Genomic DNA, 23,041 nt, shown 5'->3' with positions numbered 1-23,041 from the left:
GACACTAATGTTTTACAAGAAGTAAATATTTTCAATGAAGCAGACTCCACATACGTTTACGCCGTACTTGTCATGGTAAATTTTTACTAACTAGACTTGCCAAATACAATTTCACCGAGGGTAAAAAACCATTAAAGCATGAGCTAGCAGCTCATTATAGGATAATCTACGCCGCTAGCTCTATAAAACCAACTTAATTATAAATTAAGAGATAGAAATCTCTATAGCTTAAAAGATTTCATACCTCGTAGCGCGCAGGGTCATGAATGCCCACTCAACAGCTTGCCACCTTTAGCATTTTCTAACCTACGCTGAACTTGCATACTGACATTTAGAATATGTGACAACCTCTGCTTATCTTTATATCCTACAGGGAACATATAGGTGTGCTGAATAATAGTTTCTCGCAAAATTTTTCTACACGTTGGGTTTGTATGAAACTCCTTCTGCAGGTTATCTATTCTAGAAAAATCTAAACGTTTATGAAAGTGAAGATGCATGGACTGATTTATCAAACTTATAGCAGGAGACTTATTTTTATTTTCTATAATATCACATATTTCCTCAACCTCCACGCCACCCATTGAACTCGATATTTTCTTCAGAACTCCAAAAATCACACCATAAGTTAATAGCATATATGTATGTTTGGCTTCTTTCTCAAGATCTTTATTACTTACACGAGGGTTTTCCTTCAGAACATGCTCAATGATTTTTGCAATCTCGTCTTTAGATGTATCGGCAAGCCCCAAAAAATAGGTCAAGAAACGTAGACCTGTAGAAAACCCTTCCTCTACAATATCAACTAAAACCGCCTTTGGTAAAGATGCAGATCTATTTCTTACTATTTGACCAACTATTTCTATCCCCTTAAAAGCTTTATTAATTTTCGCAAGTGTATCATTAGGTTCTAAATTATCTATTTGATCCTCGAGGTCAGCGGCCTTCACTTCCATCTTATCAAGTGCAATCGCTCTTTTTTCCCTTTCATCTTCTATTTTTCTTTTTTCAAGTACTAAATCAGGGATGTCATCTATAAAGTTTTCCATGAATTTCAATGTGTTCTTCTCAAGAGAAGCAACTTCTTCTTCCTGGAAGAGCTCCATCATACACATCTGAATCTCGTCGAGAATCCATTCATCCTTAGTATGATGGGTTATAAATATAATTATATTCGCACAATCCTCTTTATGTAGATTTTCTAGCAGATAACTAAATCTCTCCTTGATCGCTTGATCTTTTGAATACTTCTCTGAGATATACTTGGCAGTGAAAAAATAATATATATAGGGGTACTTAAACTTGTACCCTCTTTCATTTTTAGTCAGTATGCTACTATTTAGCAAACACTCTATCACCTTATTCTTATCAACTGACAAGTAAGTTACAGCATAATGTTTGAAGAACAAATCAAGATCATTATCATTAAGCTCGCCATTATTACCGAACTGAGCCCATGAGAACTCCGTCATTATATTAATGTACTTTTCTATTTCCGAGCTAGATATTTTAGATTTCTCTAACGCCTGATAAACCAAGTAATGATAGCAATGCCCATAAGATGTTAAATCTACTTGCTGCGGGTTATAAGCCTCAAAAATTTGCAACAAGCTCAACAAATATATAGGCTTAGGTGGGATGATACTTCTTCTTACCAAAGTATCTATTTTATTTTTTAAATTATCAACATTATAAAACAATTCAGCTTCTTGGATTTCCTCTTCCCTGCCTAAAGAAACCCATTTTTCAATAAGTTTCTCCCGCTTAGAATTCCCGAATGGTAAAATTTCTTTAACAGAATATAATGCCAACTCTTCTATATCAGGAATAATATACTTAAACGATTCTGAAGCAAGTATAATGCATGCATTAAATTCACATTCAATTGCCGATAGCAAAATATTTTGATTCTTATTATTTAATCCTATATTATTTAGGTTATCCAGTATCAACAACCTATCTTCTTTTTTTATTTCATCCAGACAACTGATATTTGAGTATTGAGAAGCCAAAGCTTTATTGCAAGCATCTATGATGCGGTTATTTGCGATATTAGAAGCATCTATATATATAGGAAACTTAGACGCATTGAACTTGTGTTTAAATATAAACTTAGATAAAGCTGTTTTACCCGACTGCTCTTCACCGAGTATAATAACAAAACCATCTTTATCGACTAAAGCTGCAGAAGAAGTTTCTTTATAAGAATCTTTGTCAGAATCGAGATTTCTTAAGTCAGGAGAGACATAAACATTATCTAAACTAATGTTTTCTGTTGCTCGATGTTTCAAAACTACTTCAGTATCATTGAGCCAATTTTTAAAGCTTTCACTTAGTTCGGGTTGACAGAGAATAGGCTTTTGATTAACGGTCAGTGTTTGCTTAATTACAGAAACAATCTCAGTATACGCATTATCTATATCAGTTATTTGGCTTAAAGTACCGCAACGTGGATAACTCTCCAATCCATCTAAAGGTGAGCCCTCTATATCACATGGCCGTATACACACAGGTATAATTCTTAAATAATCATTTTCATTCAGCAGATCAAATGATCGAGAGAGCTCTATATCAAAATTAACTTGTGAAGCGATGGACTCAGGACTGTACATAAGTATTATAATATCTGCTTCAGCCATTTTTTCATTTATCTTATCTACTATAACCTCACCAACCAGCACATCACTTCTATGCCATGCGCATATTTCATTCCGCCTGATTAAATTATGTAGATGAGCAATGAGCTTATCTTTATAACTTTCATCTTGATCAGAGCTACTAATGTATATTTTTTTCACACGCTCACCTAATATTTTTTATTTTGAAGCTACTTTTTTAATTGCCGTCGCTACCTGTAACAGTGCTGAGTCCTCGTTATCCCATAAGGTAATTGCCTTACCATCTGTGGGTGTAGCCATTAAATTACCAAATGGCGAACTATGCCAATCACAGGGCCGGACAATAACAGGTATAACAACTGCATCATTAGAGCAATGTCTTTCCAAGGCTGTATTTAGCTCGACATCATAGCAATAATCAGATGCTAAAAAACTTGGACTCACTAATATTACAACAATATCGTCATTTCTAACATGATGATTAATCTCTTCATTGAACTCGCTCCCTGCATCAATTTTTCTATCGTGCCACACTTCTATAATATTTTGTCTTCTCAATAGAGAAAGGTGTGATTCCAATTTATTGCGAAAAGCCTCATCATCATGTGAATAAGAAAGAAACACTGTCTTCATATATTTGCTCCTTGCAAAACAACCTCATTATGATGACACGAACAATGTATTAATCGTAGAAGTACTCAAACTCTAATATTAAGTACAAACAAAATATAATAGACTGGATAGATTTCATAGATATCCAATAGTAGTTGAGGATCTACTTTTTCAATTTCCGTCGCACTAAACGCACGCACGAGCTTTCCCATAGTGGTGCACCGCGCTTGCCATTTCGGCCAAACCGGTGCAGAAATATTCCACAAAGCTAAGGCTCCAAAGACATTTTGACTACAACTATATGATTGTAAAAAAAAATCTATCTCCGGCACACTTCCTGCTAGACACTCAACGAGGCACCGATAGGCATATAACAATCGAAAATCTACACCAATGGAGCGCTAGGGTTCCGGTGTCTGGCTGATAGCCGTCACGACTGGTCCGAGAGCACTCGACCTCCAAGCTGGGGGTTACACGGCGGGACAAAAGCCCGGGAGACGCAACGCCTGAAAAGGTCGGCGCCTCTCACTTTTTCCGCCGGAGATAACGACAATGACCCAGCCCGCTCGCCTTTCCCCGTCTACGACTTCCCTCTCGGATGCTTGCGCTCAGGCGCCATCCGCTGCTGTCGCATCTGATTCCCCGGCGGTATCCGCCGTATCCAGCAAGACCTCCCGACATGCCGCGCTGGCCGGCGCCCTGCTGCTTGGCGCATCGCTGAGCCCGCAGGCCATGGCGCAGGATTCCTTCAGCGTGTGCTGGTCGGTGTATGCCGGCTGGATGCCGTGGGAATACGCGGATACCCAGGGCATCGTCGACAAGTGGGCCAAGAAGTACGAAATCAATATCGATGTGGTGCAGGTCAACGATTACGTCGAGTCCATCAATCAGTACACCTCCGGCAATGTCGATGGCTGCGCCATGACCAACATGGATGCCCTCACCCTCCCTGCCGCCAGCAGCGTCGATTCCACCGCGCTGATTCTGGGTGACTACTCCGATGGCAATGACGGCGTGATGGTGCGCGACGGCGATTCCATCGAGTCCCTGAAGGACCGTGAGGTCAATCTGGTGCAGTTCAGTGTCTCCCACTACCTGTTGGCACGGGCGCTGGCCAGCGTCGGCATGAGCGAGCGCGACCTCACCACCACCAATACCGGCGATGCCGATATCGTGGCGCTGGCCAGCAACACCGATACCCAGGCAGTGGTGACCTGGAACCCGCAGCTGGCCACGCTCAAGGACATGCCCGGCTACACCGAAGTCTTCAACTCCAGTGACATCCCCGGCGAGATTCTCGATCTGATGGTCGTCAATACCCAGACGCTGAAGGACAACCCGGACTTCGGCCACGCGCTGGTCGGCGCCTGGTATGAGGTGATGGAGAAGATGAAGGCCGGTGACGAAGCCGCGCTCTCCCAGATGGCCGATGCCGCCGGCACCGACCTCGCCGGCTATCAGGCCCAGCTGGCCGCGACCCACATGTACTACACCCCCGCCGAGGCCGTGGCCGCCTTCAATGCGCCGAGCCTCAAGGACACCATGCAGCACATCGCCGACTTCAGCTTCGCGCAGGGGCTGCTGGGCGAAGGCGCGCCGGATGCCGGCTTCATCGGTATCGAGACGCCTGCCGGCATCGTCGGCAATGAGGGCAACGTGATGCTGCGCTTCGACCCGAGCTACACCGCCGCACTGGCCGACAGCCAGTAACGCCACGCGGTGGACGCCGCACACCAGCCGCAGGAAAGCTGTCTCTGTGGCTGGTGAACCGACCGCCTCCCTCGACCGCACCTCTCGTTCGCACCCGTGGAGCCCGCGCATGAAACGCCTGATCAATCTGACACCCTCCCGTGGTGGCCGCTGGCTGCTCGGTGGCCTGCCCTTCGCGCTGCTGGCCATCCTCTACATCGTGCAGTCCAACCAGCGACTGCTCGACAACCCCAACGACCGCCTGCTGCCGTCCTTCGCGTCCATGGGCGAGTCCTTCGCCAAGCTGGCCACCGAGGTCAACGTGCGCACCGGCGATCTGCCGCTGTGGACCGACACCTTCGCCAGCCTCGAACGCCTGCTGGCCGGCGTGCTGATCAGTGCGCTGATCGGTCTGAGCGTCGGCCTGCTCACCGGCGGCCTGCCGCTGCTGCGCGCCAAGCTGTCACCGCTGATCACCGTGCTGTCCCTGATTCCGCCGATGGCGATCCTGCCGATCCTGTTCATCGCCTTCGGGACGGGTGAGCTGGCCAAGATCGCGCTGATCGTCATCGGCATCACGCCCTTCCTGATTCGCGACCTGCAGAATCAGGCCCTGCGCCTGCCCGATGAGCAGCTGATCAAGGCCCAGACCCTGGGTGCCAGCTCCTGGCAGGTGCTGACCCGCGTGCTGCTGCCGCAGCTGACCCCGCGCCTTCTGAGCGCCACGCGTCTGGCACTCGGCAGCGCCTGGCTGTTCCTGATCGCCGCGGAAGCCATCGCCGCCCAGGACGGCCTCGGCTATCGCATCTTCCTGGTGCGCCGCTATCTGGCGATGGACGTCATCCTGCCCTACGTGGCCTGGATCACGCTGCTGGCCTTCCTGCTCGACCGTCTGCTGGTGCTCGTCTCTACCCGCGCCTTCCCCTGGTACCACGCTGAGGAGAGCCAATCATGAGCCTGATCCACGCCAAGGGTCTCGAGAAGCACTACGGCCAGCAGGTCGTGCTGGAACGCATGAACCTGACCGTCGAGGCCGGGGAATTCATCACCCTGGTCGGCGCCTCCGGTTGCGGCAAGACCACCTTCCTCAAGCTGCTGCTGGGCACCGAAGGCGTCTCGCGCGGTGAGCTGCTGCTGGACGGCAAGCCCATCCCCGACGAACCGGGGCCGGACCGCGGCATCGTCTTCCAGAAGTATTCCGTCTTCCCGCATCTCACGGTGCTGGGCAACGTGATCATGGCCGAGGAGCTGGCGCGCGCCCCGCTGACCGGCAAGCTGTTCGGGGCCAAACGTCGCGAGGCACGGGTCTCCGCCGAGAAACGCCTGGCGGAAGTCGGCCTGTCCCACGCGCTGGACAAGTACCCGCATGAGCTGTCCGGCGGCATGCAGCAGCGCCTCGCCATCGCCCAGGCGCTGATGATGAAGCCGCGCATCCTCTTGCTGGATGAGCCCTTCGGCGCACTGGACCCGGGCATCCGCAAGGACATGCACCAGCTCATCCTGCGTCTGTGGGAAGAACAGCAGCTGACCATCTTCATGATCACCCACGACCTCAAGGAAGCGTTCGAGCTGGGCTCACGCGTCTGGGTGTTCGACAAGGTGCGTGTCGACCCGCAGGCCCCGCAGGCTTATGGCTCGACCATCACCTATGACCTGCCCACCGAGCGCAGCAAGGCCAAGGCGTCGTCTCAGCAGCCGGGCTCTGTCCAAACGAGCTCTGTTCAAACGAGCTCTGTCCAAGCGGGCGCTGACCAACCGACGCCCGAGCACGAAACGCTGACGACGCCAGCCCACTCCGTTTCCCAAGCCACTCTCACCGGAGGCCAAATCAATGAACATACCGCTTGATGCCGCGACCACCGCCCGCGCCAGCTTCACCGCGAAGTATCAGACCCATCTGCCCGGCGGCCATCACTGGTCGATGCGCATGCCGCGTGGCAGCGCGCTCAAGCTGACCGCCCGCGAGGCCAACGCCAATGTCGGCCTGGTGATGTACAACCCGCTGGATACGCTTGAGCGCCTCAATCTGCCGGATACCCTCAAGGGTCAACACACCTTCCGTCTCACCGAAGGGCACTGCCTGTATTCCGACATGGGCCGCATCTTCGCCTCCATCATCCAGGATGATCTGGGCTGGCATGACAGCGCCAGCGGCAACCTGATGGAGCAGCACTTCGCCGCCAAGGGCTGGCACAAGAAGGCTTACCAGCAAGCCTTCAATGACTTCACGCCCACCGGCCACGACAGCTTGCTGATCGAGATGGCCAAGTACGGCCTGAGCGAGCGCGACCTGTGCGCCAACCTCAATCTGTTCTCCCGCGTGCGCGCCGATGAAGACGCCAACCTGCACTACGTCACCGACCACTGCGCCGCCGGCGACAGCGTCACCCTGCGCTTCGAGATGGACACCCTCGTCCTGCTGCACACCTGTCCGCATCCGCTGGACCCCGCCGAGGAATATCCGCTGCGCGGCGTGGACATGACCTTCGGCACCGCGACACCGATGGACGAGCACGACGCCTGCTATCTGTCGCGCCCCGAGAATGCCCGCGCCTACGCCAACAATCAGCTCTATCACCTGGCGGGCTGAGGCGCCCCCCGACAGCAGATGGACGCCACGCCGACGGGCCTAGTGGCAACTGGAAACGACGCCCTCGATGACAAGGACAAAGGACAATCCCATGTGCACCTCGACGCTTGAACACCCCCATGCCCACACCCCGGCCACGACGGACGACGCCCCGCTGAGCTACGCAGACCCGGCCGAGCAGCCGCGCGAGCTTGAGCGCACCATCGAGGCCGGCGATCACTTCATCGGCCTGGTGCGCGCCGGTCAGCACCTGCGCATCACTGACCTGCACGGCAATCAGGCCGCCGACACCCTGTTCTTCTCGGCTGACGACACCGCCGAGCGCTACAGCGCGATGGACACCGTGCGCGAGCAGGGCAAGGTCTACCTGACCACCGGCAGCGTGCTCTATTCCACCCGTGGCCGCCCGCTGCTGACCATCACCGGTGATACCTGTGGCCGTCATGACACCCTGGGTGGTGCCTGTTCCAGCGAATCCAACACCGTGCGTTACGACCTGGAAAAGCGTCACATGCACTCCTGTCGTGACAACTGGATGCTGGCCATCGCCCGCTACCCGAAGTACGACCTGACCAAGCGCGACATCGGCCACAACATCAACTTCTTCATGAACGTGCCGGTCACCGCCGATGGCGGCCTAAGCTTCGAGGACGGACTGTCCGCCCCGGGCAAGTACGTCGAGATGGTCGCCGAACGTGACGTCTACGTGCTGCTCTCCAACTGCCCGCAGCTCAACAACCCCTGCAACGGCTACGACCCGACACCGGTCGCCATCCGCATTAGCGACTCGCCACTGAGCTGAACCGCTGAGCTGAACCGCCGAGCTAAGCCGCCGAGCTGACAGCGACGCTTTCGAACACGCATACGACAAGAAACGGCCGAGCCACCCCTGACGATGTCATCTCTCTTGCATCACTCGTCAGCTCCCAAGGCTCTGCCCGGCTACCGGACGACCGGCAGCTCACAGTTTGAAGGCGGGACGACCCGCCGCCGGAAGGATGACTCCGTCATGTTCCATAAGGTCCTGATTGCCAACCGTGGCGCCATCGCCACCCGAATCCAGCGCACGCTGCGTGCCCTCGGTGTCCAGAGCGTCGCCGTCTACGCAGAAGCCGATCGTGAATCCCCCTTCGTGCGCGAGGCCGATGACGCCTACAGCCTCGGCGAAGGTGCTGCAGCCGAGACCTATCTCGACATCGACAAGCTGATCGCCATCGCCCGCGAGAGTGGTGCCCAGGCCGTGCACCCGGGCTACGGTTTCCTGTCCGAGAACACCCGCTTCATCCAGGCCTGTGACGCCGCCGGCCTGGTCTTCCTCGGCCCGACCGTCGAGCAGATCCACGCCTTCGGCCTCAAGCACGAGGCGCGCACCATCGCCGAGAATGCCGGCGTGCCGCTGGTACCCGGTACCGGCCTGCTGGACGACGTCGAGAGCGCACTGAGCGAGGCCGCCCGTATCGGCTATCCGGTGATGCTCAAGTCCACCGCCGGCGGCGGCGGCATCGGCATGCAGGTGTGTGAGGATGACGCCTCCCTCAGTCGCGCCTTCGATTCGGTCAAGGGTCTGGGCGAGCGCAACTTCGGGGATGGCGGCGTCTTCCTCGAGGCGTACATCGCCCGCGCCCGTCACCTGGAAGTGCAGCTGTTCGGGGATGGTGAAGGCACGGTGATCGCCCTCGGCGAGCGCGACTGCTCCAGTCAGCGCCGCCACCAGAAGGTCACCGAGGAATGCCCGGCACCTAACCTGCCCGAGCGCGTTCGCGACGACATGATCGCCACCGCCATCCGCCTGGGCGAAGCCGTCAATTATCGCAGCGCCGGCACCGTCGAATTCATCTATGACGCCGAGCGCCAGGCCTTCTACTTCCTGGAGGTCAACACGCGCCTGCAGGTCGAGCACGGTGTCACGGAGCTGGTGTGGGGCGTGGACATCGTCGCCTGGATGCTCAAGCTGGGCGCCGGTGAGCTGGGCAACCTGCGCGAGCGGGTCGCGCCGCTGACGCCCCGCGGCCACGCCATGCAGGCACGCGTCTATGCCGAGAATCCGCAGCACGATTTCCGCCCTTCCAGCGGCCTGCTCACCGAGGTGGAGTTCGCCAATGACGCCGTGACCGCCGCCCTCGCCGATGACAGCCAGCTGCGGGTGGATCACTCCATCGAGGCCGGCTTCGAGGTCCCCGCGTGGTTCGACCCGATGCTGGCCAAGGTGATGGTGCACGCCCCGACCCGCGAGCAGGCACGCGGCGATCTCTCCAGGGCACTGGCCGCCTCTCGCCTCTACGGTATCGAGACCAACCGCCAGTGGCTGTCGCATCTGCTGGAAGACCCGCGCTTCCTCAATGTCGAGATCTACACCCGCTGGCTGGAAGGTCTCGAGTGGGCCGCACCGACGTTTGAAGTGATCGTCCCCGGCACCCTAACCACCGTGCAGGACATGCCGGGTCGCCAGGGGCATTGGGATGTGGGCGTGCCGCCCTCCGGCCCCTTCGATGACTACGCCTTCCGTCTCGGCAATGCGCTGCTGGGCAACGCGGCCGATGCCGCAGGCCTCGAGATCACCCTCAACGGCCCGACGCTGCACTTCCACCGCGCCACGCGCGTGGTGCTGGCCGGTGCGCCGTTGCCCGCCACGCTTTCCGCTCCAGCACTTGAAGGCGGCTCCGATGACACCGCGACTCACGACCTTGCCCTGTGGCAGGTGCATGAGATCGCCGCTGGCAGCACCCTGAGCCTGGGCAAGGTGGCTGCCGGCGCGCGCAGCTATCTGCTGATCGCCGGGGGCATCGACTGCCCGCAGTATCTGGGCTCGCGCGCGACCTTCACCCTGGGCCAGTTCGGCGGCCATGCCGGACGTGCCCTGCGCAGTGGCGACACCCTGCCGCTGGCTGATCTCGCCGAGTGCCCCCAGCTCGCCCTGACCCGGCTGCCCGAGGCGCTGATCCCGCAGGGCGCTAGCATTATCGATAATGAGCAAGGCAAGACCTCAGGTCGCGAATGGCAGATCGGCGTGCTCTACGGACCGCACGGTGCGCCTGACTTCTTCACCGAAGACGACATCAGCACCTTCTTCGGCCACCGCTGGGAAGTGCACTACAACTCCAGCCGCACCGGCGTGCGTCTGATCGGCCCGCGTCCCCAGTGGGCGCGTGCCGACGGCGGCGAGGCCGGTCTGCATCCCTCCAACATTCACGACAACGCCTACGCCTTCGGCACCATCGACTTCACCGGCGACATGCCAGTCATCCTCGGCCCGGACGGCCCGTCACTGGGCGGTTTCGTGTGTCCGGCCACCGTGGTGCGCGCGGAACGCTGGAAGCTGGGCCAGCTGGCCGCCGGCGACCGCATCCGTTTCGTCGCGCTGACTCTGGACGAAGCTCGCGCCATCGAGGTACAGCAGGACGCCGTGATCGCGGCCCTCGCCAGTGGCAAGCTCGACGCACTGGAGTCACCTCTGGCGGCGACCAGCAACACATTGAGCCCCATCGCCGAGCAACGTCCGCGCCCCGATGACTCGCCGGTGCTCAAGCGCCTGAGCGCCGAGCAAGGCGGCGAGCAGATCGTCTATCGCCGCGCCGGGGATGACTTCCTGCTGATCGAATTCGGCCAGATGGAGCTGGATATCGCGCTGCGTTTTCGCGCCCACGCCTGGATGCTGTGGCTCAAGGAGCATCCGCTGCCCGGCCTGATGGAGATGACACCGGGCATCCGCTCGCTGCAACTGCATTACGACCCGCGCAAGCTTGCCCTCGCCACGCTGATGACACACCTCGAACAGGCCGAAGTCGCGCTCAAGGATGTCGAGGACATCGAGATCGAGGCGCGCACCGTGCACCTGCCGCTGTCCTGGGATGACCCGGCGTGTCAGCAGGCCATCGACAAGTACCAGCGCTCGGTGCGCCCGGACGCCCCCTGGTGCCCGAGCAATCTGGAATTCATTCGCCGCATCAATGGTCTCGCCGATGAGGCGGCGGTACGCGAGACGGTGCTCAACGCCCGCTATCTGGTGATGGGCCTCGGCGATGTCTATCTCGGCGCGCCGGTGGCCACGCCGCTGGACCCGCGCCAGCGCCTGGTGACCACCAAGTACAACCCGGCACGCACCTGGACCGCCGAGAACTCGGTGGGTATCGGCGGCGCCTATCTGTGCGTGTATGGCATGGAAGGTCCGGGCGGCTATCAGTTCGTCGGCCGCACGCTGCAGATGTGGAATCGCTATCGCCGCACCGAACACTTCACCAGCCCGTGGCTGCTGCGCGTGTTCGACCAGCTGCGCTTCCACCCGGTCAGCCATGAGGCGCTCGAGCAGATCCGTCGTGATCACCCTCAGGGACGCTACGACCTCAAGATCGAGAAGACGCGCTTCCGCCTCGCCGATTATCAGGCGCAGATCGCCGAGCATCAGGCCGAAACCGATGCCTTCCGTGAACGCCGTCAGGCCGCCTTCCAGCAGGAAATCGACGACTGGCATGCACGCGGCCAGTTCACCTTCGAGGATCAGATCAACGAGGTGCAGGAAGCCGACAGCCTGAGCGATGACGAGCTGGGCATCGAGACACCGGTCACCGGCAGCCTGTGGAAGCTGGAGGTCGCCGAGGGCGATCTCGTCGAGGCCGGCCAAGTGGTGGCGCTGGTCGAGTCGATGAAGATGGAAGTCGAGATTCGCTCCCACACCGCAGGCCGTGTCGTTCGCCTGCCGATCAAGGAAGGCAGCGGCGTCGCCCCCGGCCAGCCGCTGATCGTGCTGTCGACCGCCGTGGAAGCCACTGATCCAGCTGATGCCCGCGCACCAGACAACGCCCAATCGACCCTGTCCTCCGAGGAGACGCTGTGATGATGACCCATACCCCGCACAACCTGAGCATCACGGCGCTGAGCAAGGCCTATCAGGCCGGAGAGCTGACGCCACGCCAGCTGGTGAATGAACTGCTGGCCGCGCAGCCCGAACAAGACGCCGCCTGGATCACCCGCCTGAGTGCAGATCAGCTGGAACCCTATCTGGCGCGTCTGGACGACGTGGCGCCCGAGTCACTGCCGCTCTACGGCATCCCCTTCGCGATCAAGGACAACATCGATCTCGCCGGCGTGACCACCACCGCCGGTTGCCCGGAATTCGCCTATACGCCAGACGATGACGCCTTCGTGGTCAAGCAGCTGATCGCGGCCGGCGCGATCCCGATGGGCAAGACCAATCTGGATCAGTTCGCCACCGGCCTGGTCGGGGAGCGCGCGCTGCCGGTCTACGGCACCCCGGCGAATGCCTTCGACCCCGCCTATGTCCCGGGCGGCTCCAGCAGTGGCTCTGCCGTCGTCACTGCCCAGGGTCAGGTCAGCTTCGCGCTGGGCACTGACACGGCGGGCTCCGGGCGTGTGCCGGCCTGTTTCAACAATCTGGTGGGCGTGAAGCCGACCCTCGGCCTGCTCAGCGCGGGCGGTGTGGTGCCGGCCTGCGCCACCCTGGATACCATCTCGATCTTCGCACTCGGCTGCGATGATGCCGCGCGGGTGTTGTCCGTCACCGCACAGTTCGATGCCGACAACCGCTGGACGCGCGAGCACGACTTCGCCGTGCATGGCCAGACCTACGGCCTCCTGCCGGATCTCGCCGGCCTGCGCATCGGCGTGCCGCCGCGTACCCAGTGGCATACCGACGCCGATTACAGCGGCTACATGGAAGCGGCGATGCGTCAGTGCAAGGCATCAGGGGCCGAGCTGGTCGAGCTGGATTGCAGCCCGCTGCTGGCCGCCGCGCGCCTGCTGTATGAAGGCCCGTGGGTGGCGGAGCGCTATCACGCGGTGCGCGAGCTGATCGAGCGCAACCCTGAGGCACTGCATCCTGTCACGCGCGAGATCACCCTCGGCGGTGCCACGCCGCTGGCCGTGGATGCCTTCGATGCCCGCTATCAACTGGCCGAATACCGCCGTCAGGCCGATGCCCTGCTCGCGCAGGTGGACGTGATGCTGGCCCCGACCACGCCGCGTCTGCCGACCAAGGCGGAGCTGGCCGAGGCACCGATCGCGGTCAATTCGGAACTGGGCACCTGGACCAACTTCATGAACCTGCTGGATCTGAGCGCACTGGCCGTGCCGGTCGGCTTCAATAGCCAAGGCCTGCCCGGCGGCGTGACACTGTTCGCGCCCGCCTTCGAAGACCTGCAACTGCTGAGCATCGCGCGGCTGCTCGAGAAGGAGTTCTCGCTGCCGCTGGGGGCCAGCGCCGTTGCCCGTCCCCAGGGACGCCTCGCCGACAGCGATCTGCCGATGGCGAAGAATGGCCGACTCGAGATCGCGGTCTGCGGTGCGCATCTCACTGGCATGCCGCTCAATCACCAGCTCACCCAGCGCGATGCCCGCCTGGTCGCCCGTACTCACAGCGCCCCCCGCTACCGCCTGTATCAACTGGATGACGCCACACCCGCCAAACCCGCCATGCTGCGCGCGCCAGAGGGCGGCACCAGCATCGCGCTGGAAGTCTGGTCACTGCCCATCGCCAGTGTCGGCAGCTTCCTCGCCGGCATCCCCTTCCCGCTGGGACTGGGCCAGATCGAGCTCGAGGACGGCCGCTGGGTCTCAGGCTTCATCTGCTCGGTCTCCGCTGACAGTGGCGTACCGATGACGGACATCAGCGAGTACGGCGGCTGGAAGGCCTGGGTGGAGCGCGGGTGATCCGCACTCGCTGACAACCTCTCTTCGAAGCTGGATGCCAGACACGCAAAAGCCGCTACCGGATGACCGGTAGCGGCTTTTTTCATGCACTCGTCAGATCAGGCAGCGCCCGAATCATGAAGCACCTGTTGCTCGAGGTGTCTGTCTCTCGAAGTACTTGTGTCTCGAAGTGCTTGTCGCTCAGGGCGCTTATTGCTCGAGACTCTTGAGCAGCAGTTCCGCGACGCCTTCAGAGGACATCGGGTTCTGACCAGTAATGATCAGCCCATCCTGGATGGCGTAGGAGGTGAAGTCGTCCTTCTTCTCATAGATGCCACCCTTCTGCTGCAGCGCCTCTTCCACCAGGAACGGCACGACGTCAGTGAGGCCGACACCCTCTTCTTCGCCGTTGGTGAAACCGGTGACATGCACGCCATCCACGAAGGGAGTGCCATCCGGCTTGCGAGCATTCAGCAGCACGGCCGGGGCGTGGCAGACAGAGCTGACCGGCTTACCGGCCGCGTGGAACTGCTCGATCAGACGGATGGAATCGGCGTCATTGGTCAGATCCCACAGCGGGCCGTGGCCACCCGGGTAGAAGATGGCGTCGAAGTCCTCGACCTTCATGTCTGCCAACACGGCAGTGGTGGCGAGGTCCTGCTGAGCGGCAGTGTCCTTGTCGAAGCGGCGAGTGGCATCCGTCTGGAAGTCCTCGCCCTGACTTGCCGGGTCCAGCGGCGGCTGACCGCCCTTGGGAGACGCGAGTGTCACCTCGACACCGGCATCCTTCAGCAGGTAGTAGGGAGCCGCCAGCTCTTCCAGCCAGAAGCCTGTCTTCTTGCCCGTGTCACCCAGCGTATCGTGGGATGTCACTACCACCAGAACCTTGCTCATGATGCTCTCCTTTACGCGCGGGATAGCCCGCAACGGTCACTTCACGAAATTTGTCGGCGAGGTGATGCTCGCCCTGTGTGGAATCAAGCTTACGGCTCACGTCACCATCGTCATAATCGATAGTCCAGATAGCCACTATCGCTCATACAAATAGCTGTCCTGCGAAAGCGTGCTCAGCGAAGGCGGAAGCCCGCTGTCGAGCGAACCGGCTCACCAGGTCGGCACCAGGTGCACTTCGCGGATATTGGCACGCGGTGAGGCACTGATGGCGTAGAGCACGGCATCCGCCACATCCTGCGGGTCCAGCTTGTCCGGCTTGGGCTCATCGAAGAAGGCGGTGTTGACCATGCCCGGCGTGATGGTGGTGCAGCGGCCTTGCCATTCGGCCATTTCCATCGCCAGATTCTGGCCGAAGCCGTAGGCGAACCACTTGCTGGCGCTGTAGATGGAGCCCGCATGATTGGCGCGCCCAGCCACGGAACTGGTGAGGATGAAGTGGCCCTTGCGCTCTCTCAGATGCGGCAGGGTCGCGTGGGCGGTCCACAGCAGCGCATTGATGTTGATGTCGACGACTCGCTTCCACTCCTCGGGATCCCCATTCTCGGTGCCAGCCTGGCTGACGCCGGTACCGGCATTGGCGAACGCCACATCCAGATGGCCATGATGGGCGACGGCCTGTTCGACGACCTTGGCGAGCTGATCGTAGTCCGTCGCATCCGCGGCGATCGCCAGCACCTTGTCGCTGCCCAGCTCCTCGACAAGCGCATCGAGCCGCTCCTTGCGGCGGGCGGTCACGACGACCTTGTGCCCGGCCTTCACCAGAGTGCGTGCGGTGGCCTCACCGATACCGCTGGAGGCACCGGTGATCAGAATGATCTTTTGACCTTCGGCTTGCATCTGCTTCACATCACTCATGGATCGCTCCTGTGGGTCGCATTGATCTCTCGCCGTGTCCTTGAGACCACCCTACCTCCTGAGCCTCCCATCGTGATAATCGATAGTCCGGATAGCTGCTATCATCCAGACAAATAGTGCTCACTCGTCCGAGTGCAGCCGCGACACTCCGCCTGCTCTGGTAGTCATCATGAAGCTCAATTACGACCTCAACCTCCTGCGCACCTTTCATGCGCTGTATCTCGAGCAGAACGTCACCCGCGCCGGCGAGCGTCTGCACCTGAGTCAGCCCTCGGTGAGCGCGGCGCTGTCGAAACTGCGCGAGCTGTTCAATGACCCGCTGTTCATTCGTGATCGCCAGCGCATGCGCCCCACCGAGAAGGCCGACCATCTGTTCCCGACCATCGAGGCGGCGCTGACCGACCTCGACGGCCTGATCAACAGCGAGCGACACTTCGACCACACCACCGAGATCCGTCATTTCGAGATCGCCGCCAACGACTACTTCGAGGTGCTGATCCTGCCGCAACTGGCGACGATCCTGCGTGAGCAGGCCCCCGGCATCACCCTCCAGGTACGCAGACTGTCACAGGACATGAGCGAGGCTGGCGTGATGAGCGGCACGACGGATCTCGCCTTCGGGCGTCAGGTCGATCCGCCCGAGAATCTGGTGGTGCGTGAGGTGATCACCGAAGGCATCGACTGCCTGGTGGGCAATGGCCATCCCCTGCTGGAGCGGCTGGATGGCGAGGGCCGCATGACCAAGGCGGATTTCGAGCACCACGCCCATGTGCTGGTTCAACCGCATGCCCGCCTGAAAAGCGGTATCTTCAAGCAGCTTGAGGGTCAGGGGCTGAAGCGCGAGGTAGCGCTGGCCGTCACCTACTTCATGGCCGTGCCTTCCCTGCTGGAACGCTCGCCGTTGATCGCGAGCCTGCCCACCGGGCTGTGCCAGCATTTCTGTCGTCAGTTCGCCGTCACGCTCGTGCCGCCACCCGTGGCCTTCGCCTCCTTCCCCTTCCATCTGAGCTGGCATCGCCGCTATCAGAAGGACCCGGCGCACCGCTGGATCAGGGAGCAGATCATCGCGTGTTGTCAGCGTCTGGCAGAGGGTCAGAAGGTGCTGTCCTGAGACACTGGTACGCATACGCAAGCCCCCGGAAACGAAAACGGCCCCTCACCATCCAGTGAGGGGCCGTTCTTTTCATGCCACAGGTCATGCCACAGGATTCAGCAGGCGAGCATCAGGCCTGCTCGGCCGCCAAGGCAGCACGATGGGCGTGCAGCTTCTGGTAGCTTTCGATCAGACGCAGGTGGCGATCCAACCCTTCCAGCTGCATGTTGGTGGGCTCCAGACCATGGAAGCGCACCTCACCCTGCACGGAGCCGACCACGGCAGCGATGGTGTCTTCACCGAACATGCGGCGGAAGTTGTAGAGGTAGTTCTCGAGCTCCAGCTCATCGTCGAGGGTGATCTCCAGCACGGCCTTCATGGCCTGGTAGTAGAGGCCGCGCACGACGGTGTTGTCGTTGTACTGCAGGAACATCTCGGCGCGATCCAGCGCATCCTCGTGCTGCCCCAGCGCGAGATTGATCATCAGTTTCAGCTCGAGAATCGTCAGCTGACCCCAGATGGTGTTCTCGTCGAACTCGATGCCGATCAGCGTCTTGATGTCCATGTGCTCATCAAGCTGGCTCTCTTCGAGACGCTCGCCCAGGTCCGCCAGCTGATCGTCATCGAGACGATGCAGATTGAGGATGTCCTCGCGGTAATCCAGCGCCATGTTGGTGTTGTCCCACACCAGGTCCTCGACCGGATAGACCTCGGAATAGCCCGGCACCAGGATACGACACACCGGCGCGCCGAGGTCCTCGTGCACCGCCATGTACGATTCCTTGCCGATCTCATCGAGGATACCGAACAGGTTGGCGACCTCTTCTTCATTGCTGCCGGAGAAGTCCCACTCGACGAACTCGATGTCGGTATTCGAGCTGAAGAAACGCCAGGAGACGAGACCTGATGAGTCGATGAAGTGCTCGACGAAGTTGTTCGGCTCGGAGACGGCCAGCGAGTTGAAGGTCGGCGGCATGAAGTCGTTGAGACCCTCGAAGCTGCGGCCTTGCATCAGCTCGGTCAGGCTGCGCTCGATGGCAACCTCAAAGCTCGGATGCGCGCCGAAGGAGGCGAAGACACCGCCGGTCTTCGGGTTCATCAAGGTCACGCAGGCCACCGGGAACTGGCCGCCCAGCGAGGCGTCCTTGACCAGAATCGGGAAGCCCTGGGCTTCCAGTGCCTCGATGCCCTCGACGATTTCCGGGTACTTGGCCAGCACCTCCTGCGGCACGTCCGGCAGGGTCAGTTCCTGCTCGAGAATCTCGCGCTTCACGGCACGCTCGAAGATCTCGGACAGGCACTGCACCTGGGCTTCTGGCAAGGTGTTGCCGGCGCTCATGCCGTTGCTGAGGTACAGGTTCTCGATCAGGTTGGACGGGAAGTAGATCGTCTCGCCATCCGAGCGACGGGTGAACGGCAGAGACACGATGCCACGGTCCGCACGCCCGGAATTGGTGTCGATCAGATTGGAGCCACCCAGCTCGCCGTCCGGATTGAAGATCTCCAGGCAGTAATCGTCCAGCACGCCTTCCGGGATCTCGTCGTTCGGGCCCGGCTGGAACCACTTCTCGTTCGGGTAATGCACGAAATCGCTGTCAGCGATGGCTTCGCCGAAGAACTGGTCGTTGTAGAAGAAGTTGCAGCTCAGACGCTCGATGAACTCGCCCAGCGCCGAGCACAGCGCGCTCTCCTTGGTCGAGCCCTTGCCGTTGGTGAAGCACATCGGCGAGGCGGCATCACGAATGTGCAGCGACCAGACGTGGGGCACGATGTTGCGCCAGGAGGCGATCTCGATCTTCATACCGAGATCATTCAGAAGGCCCGTCATGTTGGCGATGGTCTGCTCCAGCGGCAGGTCCTTGCCTTCGATCCAGGTGCTCTGTCCTTCCGGCGGCTCCGCCATCAGCAGGGCCTGGGCGTCCTCGTCGAGGTTGTCGACCGTCTCGATCTCGAAGCCCGGGCCGGTCTGGACGACCTTCTTCACCGTGCAACGCTCGATGGAGCGCAGGATGCCCTGGCGATCCTTGTCGGACAGCTCTTCCGGTAGCTCCACCTGGATCTTGAAGATCTGGTTGTAGCGGTTTTCCGGGTCAACGATGTTGTTCTGCGACAGACGGATGTTCTCGGTCGGGATGTTGCGCGCCACGCAGTACACCTTCACGAAGTAGGCCGCGCACAGCGCCGAGGACGCCAGGAAGTAGTCGAACGGGCTCGGCGCCGACCCATCGCCCTTGTAGCGGATGGGCTGATCGGTGATGACCGTGAAGTCGTCGAATTTCGCCTCGAGCCTCAGGTTGTCGAGAAAGTTGACCTTGATTTCCATGAACGATGCACCGCTGTGAAGAGTATGGGCGCCAGCACGCCGGAGGCGGCTACGCGATGGGCGCCATTATCCAGATTTTGGGGGCCTGCGTCGCGGGTGAGACAAAAAGCGGAAGACTTGCGCACTCCTGCTGTCGCCAGCCGCTGAGGGAGGCCGGCGGATCTTCTTCACTTCCTGAAACATCCGGTGCAATCGCCGCCACTTTCTTGACGGTATGGGGATTGTCACCTATTGGTTAATTTATACGCATAAATACAATAATTGATGCATTGCCATGTTCCGCCCCCTGTCGTTGTCCACGACAGGTCACAACACCCCCCACCAACCACAATAAAGGGGTATGCAATGATGAAGCGCTTCACGACCCGCAAGGTCGCCATCTACGGCAGCATGCTGTTCGGGTTTTTCATGCTCGAGAGCCCGATGATCCTGATGGCCAACAAGATCGAGCCCATGGTGATGGGAATCCCGTTCTTCCTCGTCTGGAACCTGGTGTGGTGGGGCTTCCTGACCGCCGTGTTCCTGTATGCCTACCTGACCAACTGGGGTAGCGCCAAGGCCCCTTCCACCGGCGGCAAGCGCTGAGGAGCTCATCATGACGGGAAGTATCTTGATCATCGCGGCCTTCATGATCATCCCCTTGATCGTCGGGCTCGTGTCCGCGCGAAAGTCCCAGACGACAAGTGAAGATTTCTTCGTGCAAGGGCGGGCCATGGGCAGCATTGCCGTGTTCTTCACGGTGGCGGCCACCTGGTGGAGCGCCTTTGCCTTCCTCGGTTCCAACGCCACCTTCTATACCAGTGGCCCCATCTATCTCACGGCGCTGGCGTGGAACCTGCTCTTCGGCTTCATGTACTACTGGGTGGGCAAGCGTGTCTGGTATCTCGGTAAGCGCTTCGACTACCTGACGCCGTCAGACCTGATGGGCGACTTCTACAACAGTGAAGCGCTGAGAATTCTCGTCGCCGTCATCACGCTGATCTTCACCGTGCCGTATCTGCAGATCCAGCTGACCGGCGGTGCGTATCTGATCGAGGTTGCCTCGGGTGGCGTCGTGCCCTTCTGGCTGGCCGCGCTGCTGTTCTACTTCATCATCATCGTCTATGTGTGGGTCGGCGGGATCCGCGCCATCGCCTGGACGGATGTGATCTACGGGGCGCTGCTGTTCTTCGGGATGATGTATGCGGGCTATTACATCGCCGGCCAGGCAGGTGGCCCGACCAGCATGTTCGCGCAGCTTGCCAGCGACTCGCCCGCGCATCTGACCTTGCCGGGGCCGAATGGCAACATGGGCTACTCCATGTGGTTCTCGCTGTTCGTGATAGTGGCCATCGGTGCCTTCATGGGCCCCCAGATCTGGCTGCGCATGTATTCGGTGAAAAGCGGCAAGCTGTTCGGCTTGATGCCCTTTCTGCTGGGGCTCGCCGCCTTCGCCTACTTCGGCTCGGTACTGACGGGCTATACCGGGGTACTGCTGGAGCCTGGCCTGGAGAATGCTGACCAGATCCTGCCCATCATGCTGATGAACTATGCGCCCTACCTGCTGGCCTCGCTGATCATGGCGGCTGGGGCCGCCGCGGCGATGTCCACGGCCAACTCCCAGATCCATGCGGTATCGACCGTCGTCACCATGGATATCTACAAGCGCTACGTGAACCCGCAGGCGAATCAGGAACGCATCGTCCATATCGGGCGCCTGTCCCTGGTGGGCTTCTCTCTCGCGGCCTACATCCTGGCCCTGACCGTTCCGGGACTGCTGGTCACCATCGGCATCGCGGCACTGGCGGGTACCGCTCAGCTGATCGTGCCGACACTGGGCGCCATCACCTGGCGCAAGGCGCACCCGCAAGCGGCCTTCTGGGGCCTGAGCCTGGGCATCGTGACCGTCCTGTGGCTGTCCTACGGCGCCAGTGTCAGCAATCCGCTTGGCCTGCATGCCGGTATCTGGGGCCTGATCCTCAATGCGTCAGCCTTCGTGATCCTCAGCCTCGCCCTGCAGCGCAAGGATGCCGAGGTGGTGGAACGCTTCGCCCAGGCGCGTCGGGATTACACCGCGGAATATCACCCGGAGCAGCTGGAAGACGCCGAGGCTGGTCCATCTCAGGTGATCGAAGCCCGCTGACCAGAACAAAGGGCCTGCATCACGCAGGCCCTTTTCGTTTCCGAGCACATTCAGCCACTCGATTGATTGCTACCCAATGGACAGGATCGGCCATGAACCCAGTCTCTACTCCCACGCAATTATCTGAATTGACAGCGATTGATGCCCTGGCACTGTTTCGACGAGGCGAGCTCTCCCCTGTCGAGCTGACCCGAGACTGCCTGGAACGTATCGACACGCTCAACCCCAAGATCAATGCCTTCGTGCACATCGCCCATGATGGGGCAATGAAGGCGGCGAAAGACGCCGAAGCCCGCTGGATGAAGGGCACGCCATGCGGCCCACTGGATGGCGTGCCGACCACATTGAAGGACCTCACGCTGTCGCGCGGCATGCCGACCCGGTACGGCTCCGCCACCACATCCCCGGACGGAGGCAGTGATGTCGATGCCCCGGTGGCTGCGAGTCTTCGCAAGGCAGGCGCCGTGTTTCTCGGCAAGACAGCCTCACCGGAGTACGGCTGGAAGGGAGTGACGGACAACCCGCTGCACGGCGTGACACGCAATCCCTGGAATACCGCGCTGACCTCCGGTGGATCCTCGGGTGGAGCTGGAGCAGCGGCCGCGCTCAACCTGGGCATGCTGCATCAAGGCAGTGATGCAGGTGGGTCGATCCGCATTCCCAGCAGCTTTACCGGCACCTTCGGCCTGAAACCCACGTTTGGCTGGATTCCCCAGTGGCCGACCAGTGCCATGTCGACCCTCTCACACCTGGGACCAATGACGCGCACGGCCTCCGATAGCCTCCTGATGCTCGAGAGCATGGCGCAGCCCGATAGCCGTGATGGTCTGCTTGGCAATCCGGGCAGTCTCAGAATGGACACCCGAGCGCCAGTCTCGCTGCAAGGCTGGAAGATCGCCTACAGCCCGACCCTGGGTTACGTGGAAGTCGCGCCAGACATACGCAAGCGAGTGGATAACGCCGTCACTCAGCTGTCCCGACTGGGCGCGGAGGTCATCGAGATAGATCCGGGCTTCTCCTGCCCGCTGGAGACCTTCAATACCCTGTGGTTCGCGGGTGCCACCCAGGTGCTCGAGAAGATGACCGACAGCCAGCGAGATCAGATGGACCCGGGCTTGCTGGACATAGCAGCGCGCGGGAGCAACACTTCCTTGTCGCAATATCTGGCGGCAAAACGAGAGCGAACTGCGCTTTGCGCACACATGCAATCCTTCCACGAGCAATGGGACCTGCTGATCACCCCTACACTGCCCATCTCACCTTTCACTGCCGGCCACAACGTACCGCCGGAGGGCAAATATCACGACTGGATGGAATGGACCCCCTTCAGCTACCCCTTCAACCTCACTCAACAACCCGCAGCCTCCCTCCCCTGTGGGCTGGATGATCAGGGACTGCCTGTCGGCCTGCACATTGTCGGAGGTAAATTCCAGGACATGAAGGTGATGCATGCGGCCATGTTGTTGGAGGAGATGCTTCCTAAACTTGTCTATCCCAAGCTCTCGCAATGAAACGGTCATGAGAAAGGCAACGCATAAAAAAC

16 protein-coding genes and 1 riboswitch are annotated in these 23,041 nt (G+C 59.1%); of the genes, 11 read left to right on the top strand and 5 right to left on the bottom strand.

All coding sequences use genetic code 11. The features are described 5' to 3' along the window. Positions 1 to 260 precede the first annotated feature (260 nt). Complete coding sequence (locus tag PJK54_RS12090; protein WP_271302972.1) at positions 261 to 2,798, bottom strand: STAND family AAA ATPase; 2,538 nt, start codon at positions 2,796 to 2,798, stop codon at positions 261 to 263. An 18-nt stretch (positions 2,799 to 2,816) separates the two neighbouring features. Further along, on the bottom strand, positions 2,817 to 3,251 hold the full coding sequence (locus PJK54_RS12085; protein WP_271302971.1) for a toll/interleukin-1 receptor domain-containing protein: 435 nt from the start codon (positions 3,249 to 3,251) through the stop codon (positions 2,817 to 2,819). A gap of 369 nt (positions 3,252 to 3,620) precedes the next feature. Continuing rightward, positions 3,621 to 3,729: riboswitch (guanidine-I (ykkC/yxkD leader) on the top strand. A 53-nt stretch (positions 3,730 to 3,782) separates the two neighbouring features. Between PJK54_RS12085 and PJK54_RS12080 the strand changes: the two genes are divergently transcribed. The 7 genes from PJK54_RS12080 to atzF all read left to right on the top strand — a co-directional run bounded on the left by PJK54_RS12080 (position 3,783) and on the right by atzF (position 14,172). Further along, positions 3,783 to 4,940: a putative urea ABC transporter substrate-binding protein gene (locus PJK54_RS12080; protein ID WP_333781917.1), complete on the top strand. Its 1,158-nt coding sequence runs from the start codon at positions 3,783 to 3,785 to the stop codon at positions 4,938 to 4,940. 109 nt (positions 4,941 to 5,049) lie between these two features. Then, the gene (locus PJK54_RS12075; protein WP_077371317.1) at positions 5,050 to 5,874 is read left to right on the top strand and encodes an ABC transporter permease; all 825 of its coding nucleotides are present in this window, start codon (positions 5,050 to 5,052) and stop codon (positions 5,872 to 5,874) included. After that, on the top strand, positions 5,871 to 6,767 hold the full coding sequence (locus tag PJK54_RS12070) for an ABC transporter ATP-binding protein (RefSeq protein ID WP_271302970.1): 897 nt from the start codon (positions 5,871 to 5,873) through the stop codon (positions 6,765 to 6,767). Before PJK54_RS12075 ends, PJK54_RS12070 begins: the two co-directional genes overlap by 4 nt. Then, the gene (locus PJK54_RS12065; RefSeq protein WP_176503890.1) at positions 6,751 to 7,509 is read left to right on the top strand and encodes an urea amidolyase associated protein UAAP1; all 759 of its coding nucleotides are present in this window, start codon (positions 6,751 to 6,753) and stop codon (positions 7,507 to 7,509) included. The genes PJK54_RS12070 and PJK54_RS12065 overlap by 17 nt, the downstream gene beginning before the upstream one ends. Positions 7,510 to 7,600: 91 nt before the next feature. Then, positions 7,601 to 8,311 (top strand): urea amidolyase associated protein UAAP2, encoded by a 711-nt coding sequence (locus PJK54_RS12060; protein ID WP_077371312.1) that lies wholly within the window; start codon positions 7,601 to 7,603, stop codon positions 8,309 to 8,311. Positions 8,312 to 8,518: 207 nt separating this feature from the next. Further along, entirely contained in the window at positions 8,519 to 12,340 is a 3,822-nt protein-coding gene (gene uca / locus PJK54_RS12055; RefSeq protein WP_271302969.1) for an urea carboxylase, read from the top strand. Continuing rightward, the gene (gene atzF, locus PJK54_RS12050) at positions 12,340 to 14,172 is read left to right on the top strand and encodes an allophanate hydrolase (protein ID WP_271302968.1); all 1,833 of its coding nucleotides are present in this window, start codon (positions 12,340 to 12,342) and stop codon (positions 14,170 to 14,172) included. Before uca ends, atzF begins: the two co-directional genes overlap by 1 nt. A 189-nt stretch (positions 14,173 to 14,361) precedes the next feature. On the opposite strand, the gene PJK54_RS12045 is transcribed toward atzF, so the two are convergent. Continuing rightward, positions 14,362 to 15,045, bottom strand: a complete 684-nt coding sequence (locus tag PJK54_RS12045; protein WP_176494081.1) for a type 1 glutamine amidotransferase domain-containing protein — start codon at positions 15,043 to 15,045, stop codon at positions 14,362 to 14,364. Between the two features lie 210 nt (positions 15,046 to 15,255). After that, positions 15,256 to 15,960, bottom strand: a complete 705-nt coding sequence (locus PJK54_RS12040; RefSeq protein ID WP_240704314.1) for an SDR family oxidoreductase — start codon at positions 15,958 to 15,960, stop codon at positions 15,256 to 15,258. Positions 15,961 to 16,129: 169 nt separating this feature from the next. On the opposite strand from PJK54_RS12040, the gene PJK54_RS12035 reads away from it, so the two are divergent. Beyond that, positions 16,130 to 17,071, top strand: coding sequence for a LysR substrate-binding domain-containing protein (locus PJK54_RS12035; protein WP_271302967.1), 942 nt, complete (start codon positions 16,130 to 16,132; stop codon positions 17,069 to 17,071). A 112-nt stretch (positions 17,072 to 17,183) separates the two neighbouring features. Here PJK54_RS12035 and PJK54_RS12030 read toward each other — a convergent pair whose 3' ends face one another. Further along, a complete protein-coding gene (locus PJK54_RS12030; RefSeq protein WP_271302966.1) occupies positions 17,184 to 19,376 on the bottom strand; it encodes an OsmC domain/YcaO domain-containing protein in 2,193 nt (730 codons plus the stop codon). A gap of 345 nt (positions 19,377 to 19,721) precedes the next feature. Here PJK54_RS12030 and PJK54_RS12025 point away from each other — a divergent pair, with 345 nt between their 5' ends. The 3 genes from PJK54_RS12025 to PJK54_RS12015 all read left to right on the top strand — a co-directional run bounded on the left by PJK54_RS12025 (position 19,722) and on the right by PJK54_RS12015 (position 23,009). Further along, complete coding sequence (locus PJK54_RS12025; protein WP_077371300.1) at positions 19,722 to 19,961, top strand: hypothetical protein; 240 nt, start codon at positions 19,722 to 19,724, stop codon at positions 19,959 to 19,961. 10 nt (positions 19,962 to 19,971) lie between these two features. Beyond that, positions 19,972 to 21,498 carry a sodium:solute symporter family protein gene (locus PJK54_RS12020; RefSeq protein WP_077371298.1) on the top strand — a complete coding sequence of 509 codons (1,527 nt, stop codon included), beginning with the start codon at positions 19,972 to 19,974 and terminating at the stop codon, positions 21,496 to 21,498. 92 nt (positions 21,499 to 21,590) lie between these two features. Further along, the gene (locus PJK54_RS12015) at positions 21,591 to 23,009 is read left to right on the top strand and encodes an amidase (protein ID WP_271302965.1); all 1,419 of its coding nucleotides are present in this window, start codon (positions 21,591 to 21,593) and stop codon (positions 23,007 to 23,009) included. The last annotated feature ends 32 nt before the right edge of the window (positions 23,010 to 23,041 follow it).

Origin of the sequence: Cobetia sp. MMG027 (genome assembly GCF_027947415.1) — a bacterium.
GTDB classification, from domain to species: domain Bacteria; phylum Pseudomonadota; class Gammaproteobacteria; order Pseudomonadales; family Halomonadaceae; genus Cobetia; species Cobetia marina.
The sequence above is the reverse complement of the archived record's forward strand: the minus strand, read 5'-3'. Positions and strand labels throughout refer to the sequence as shown.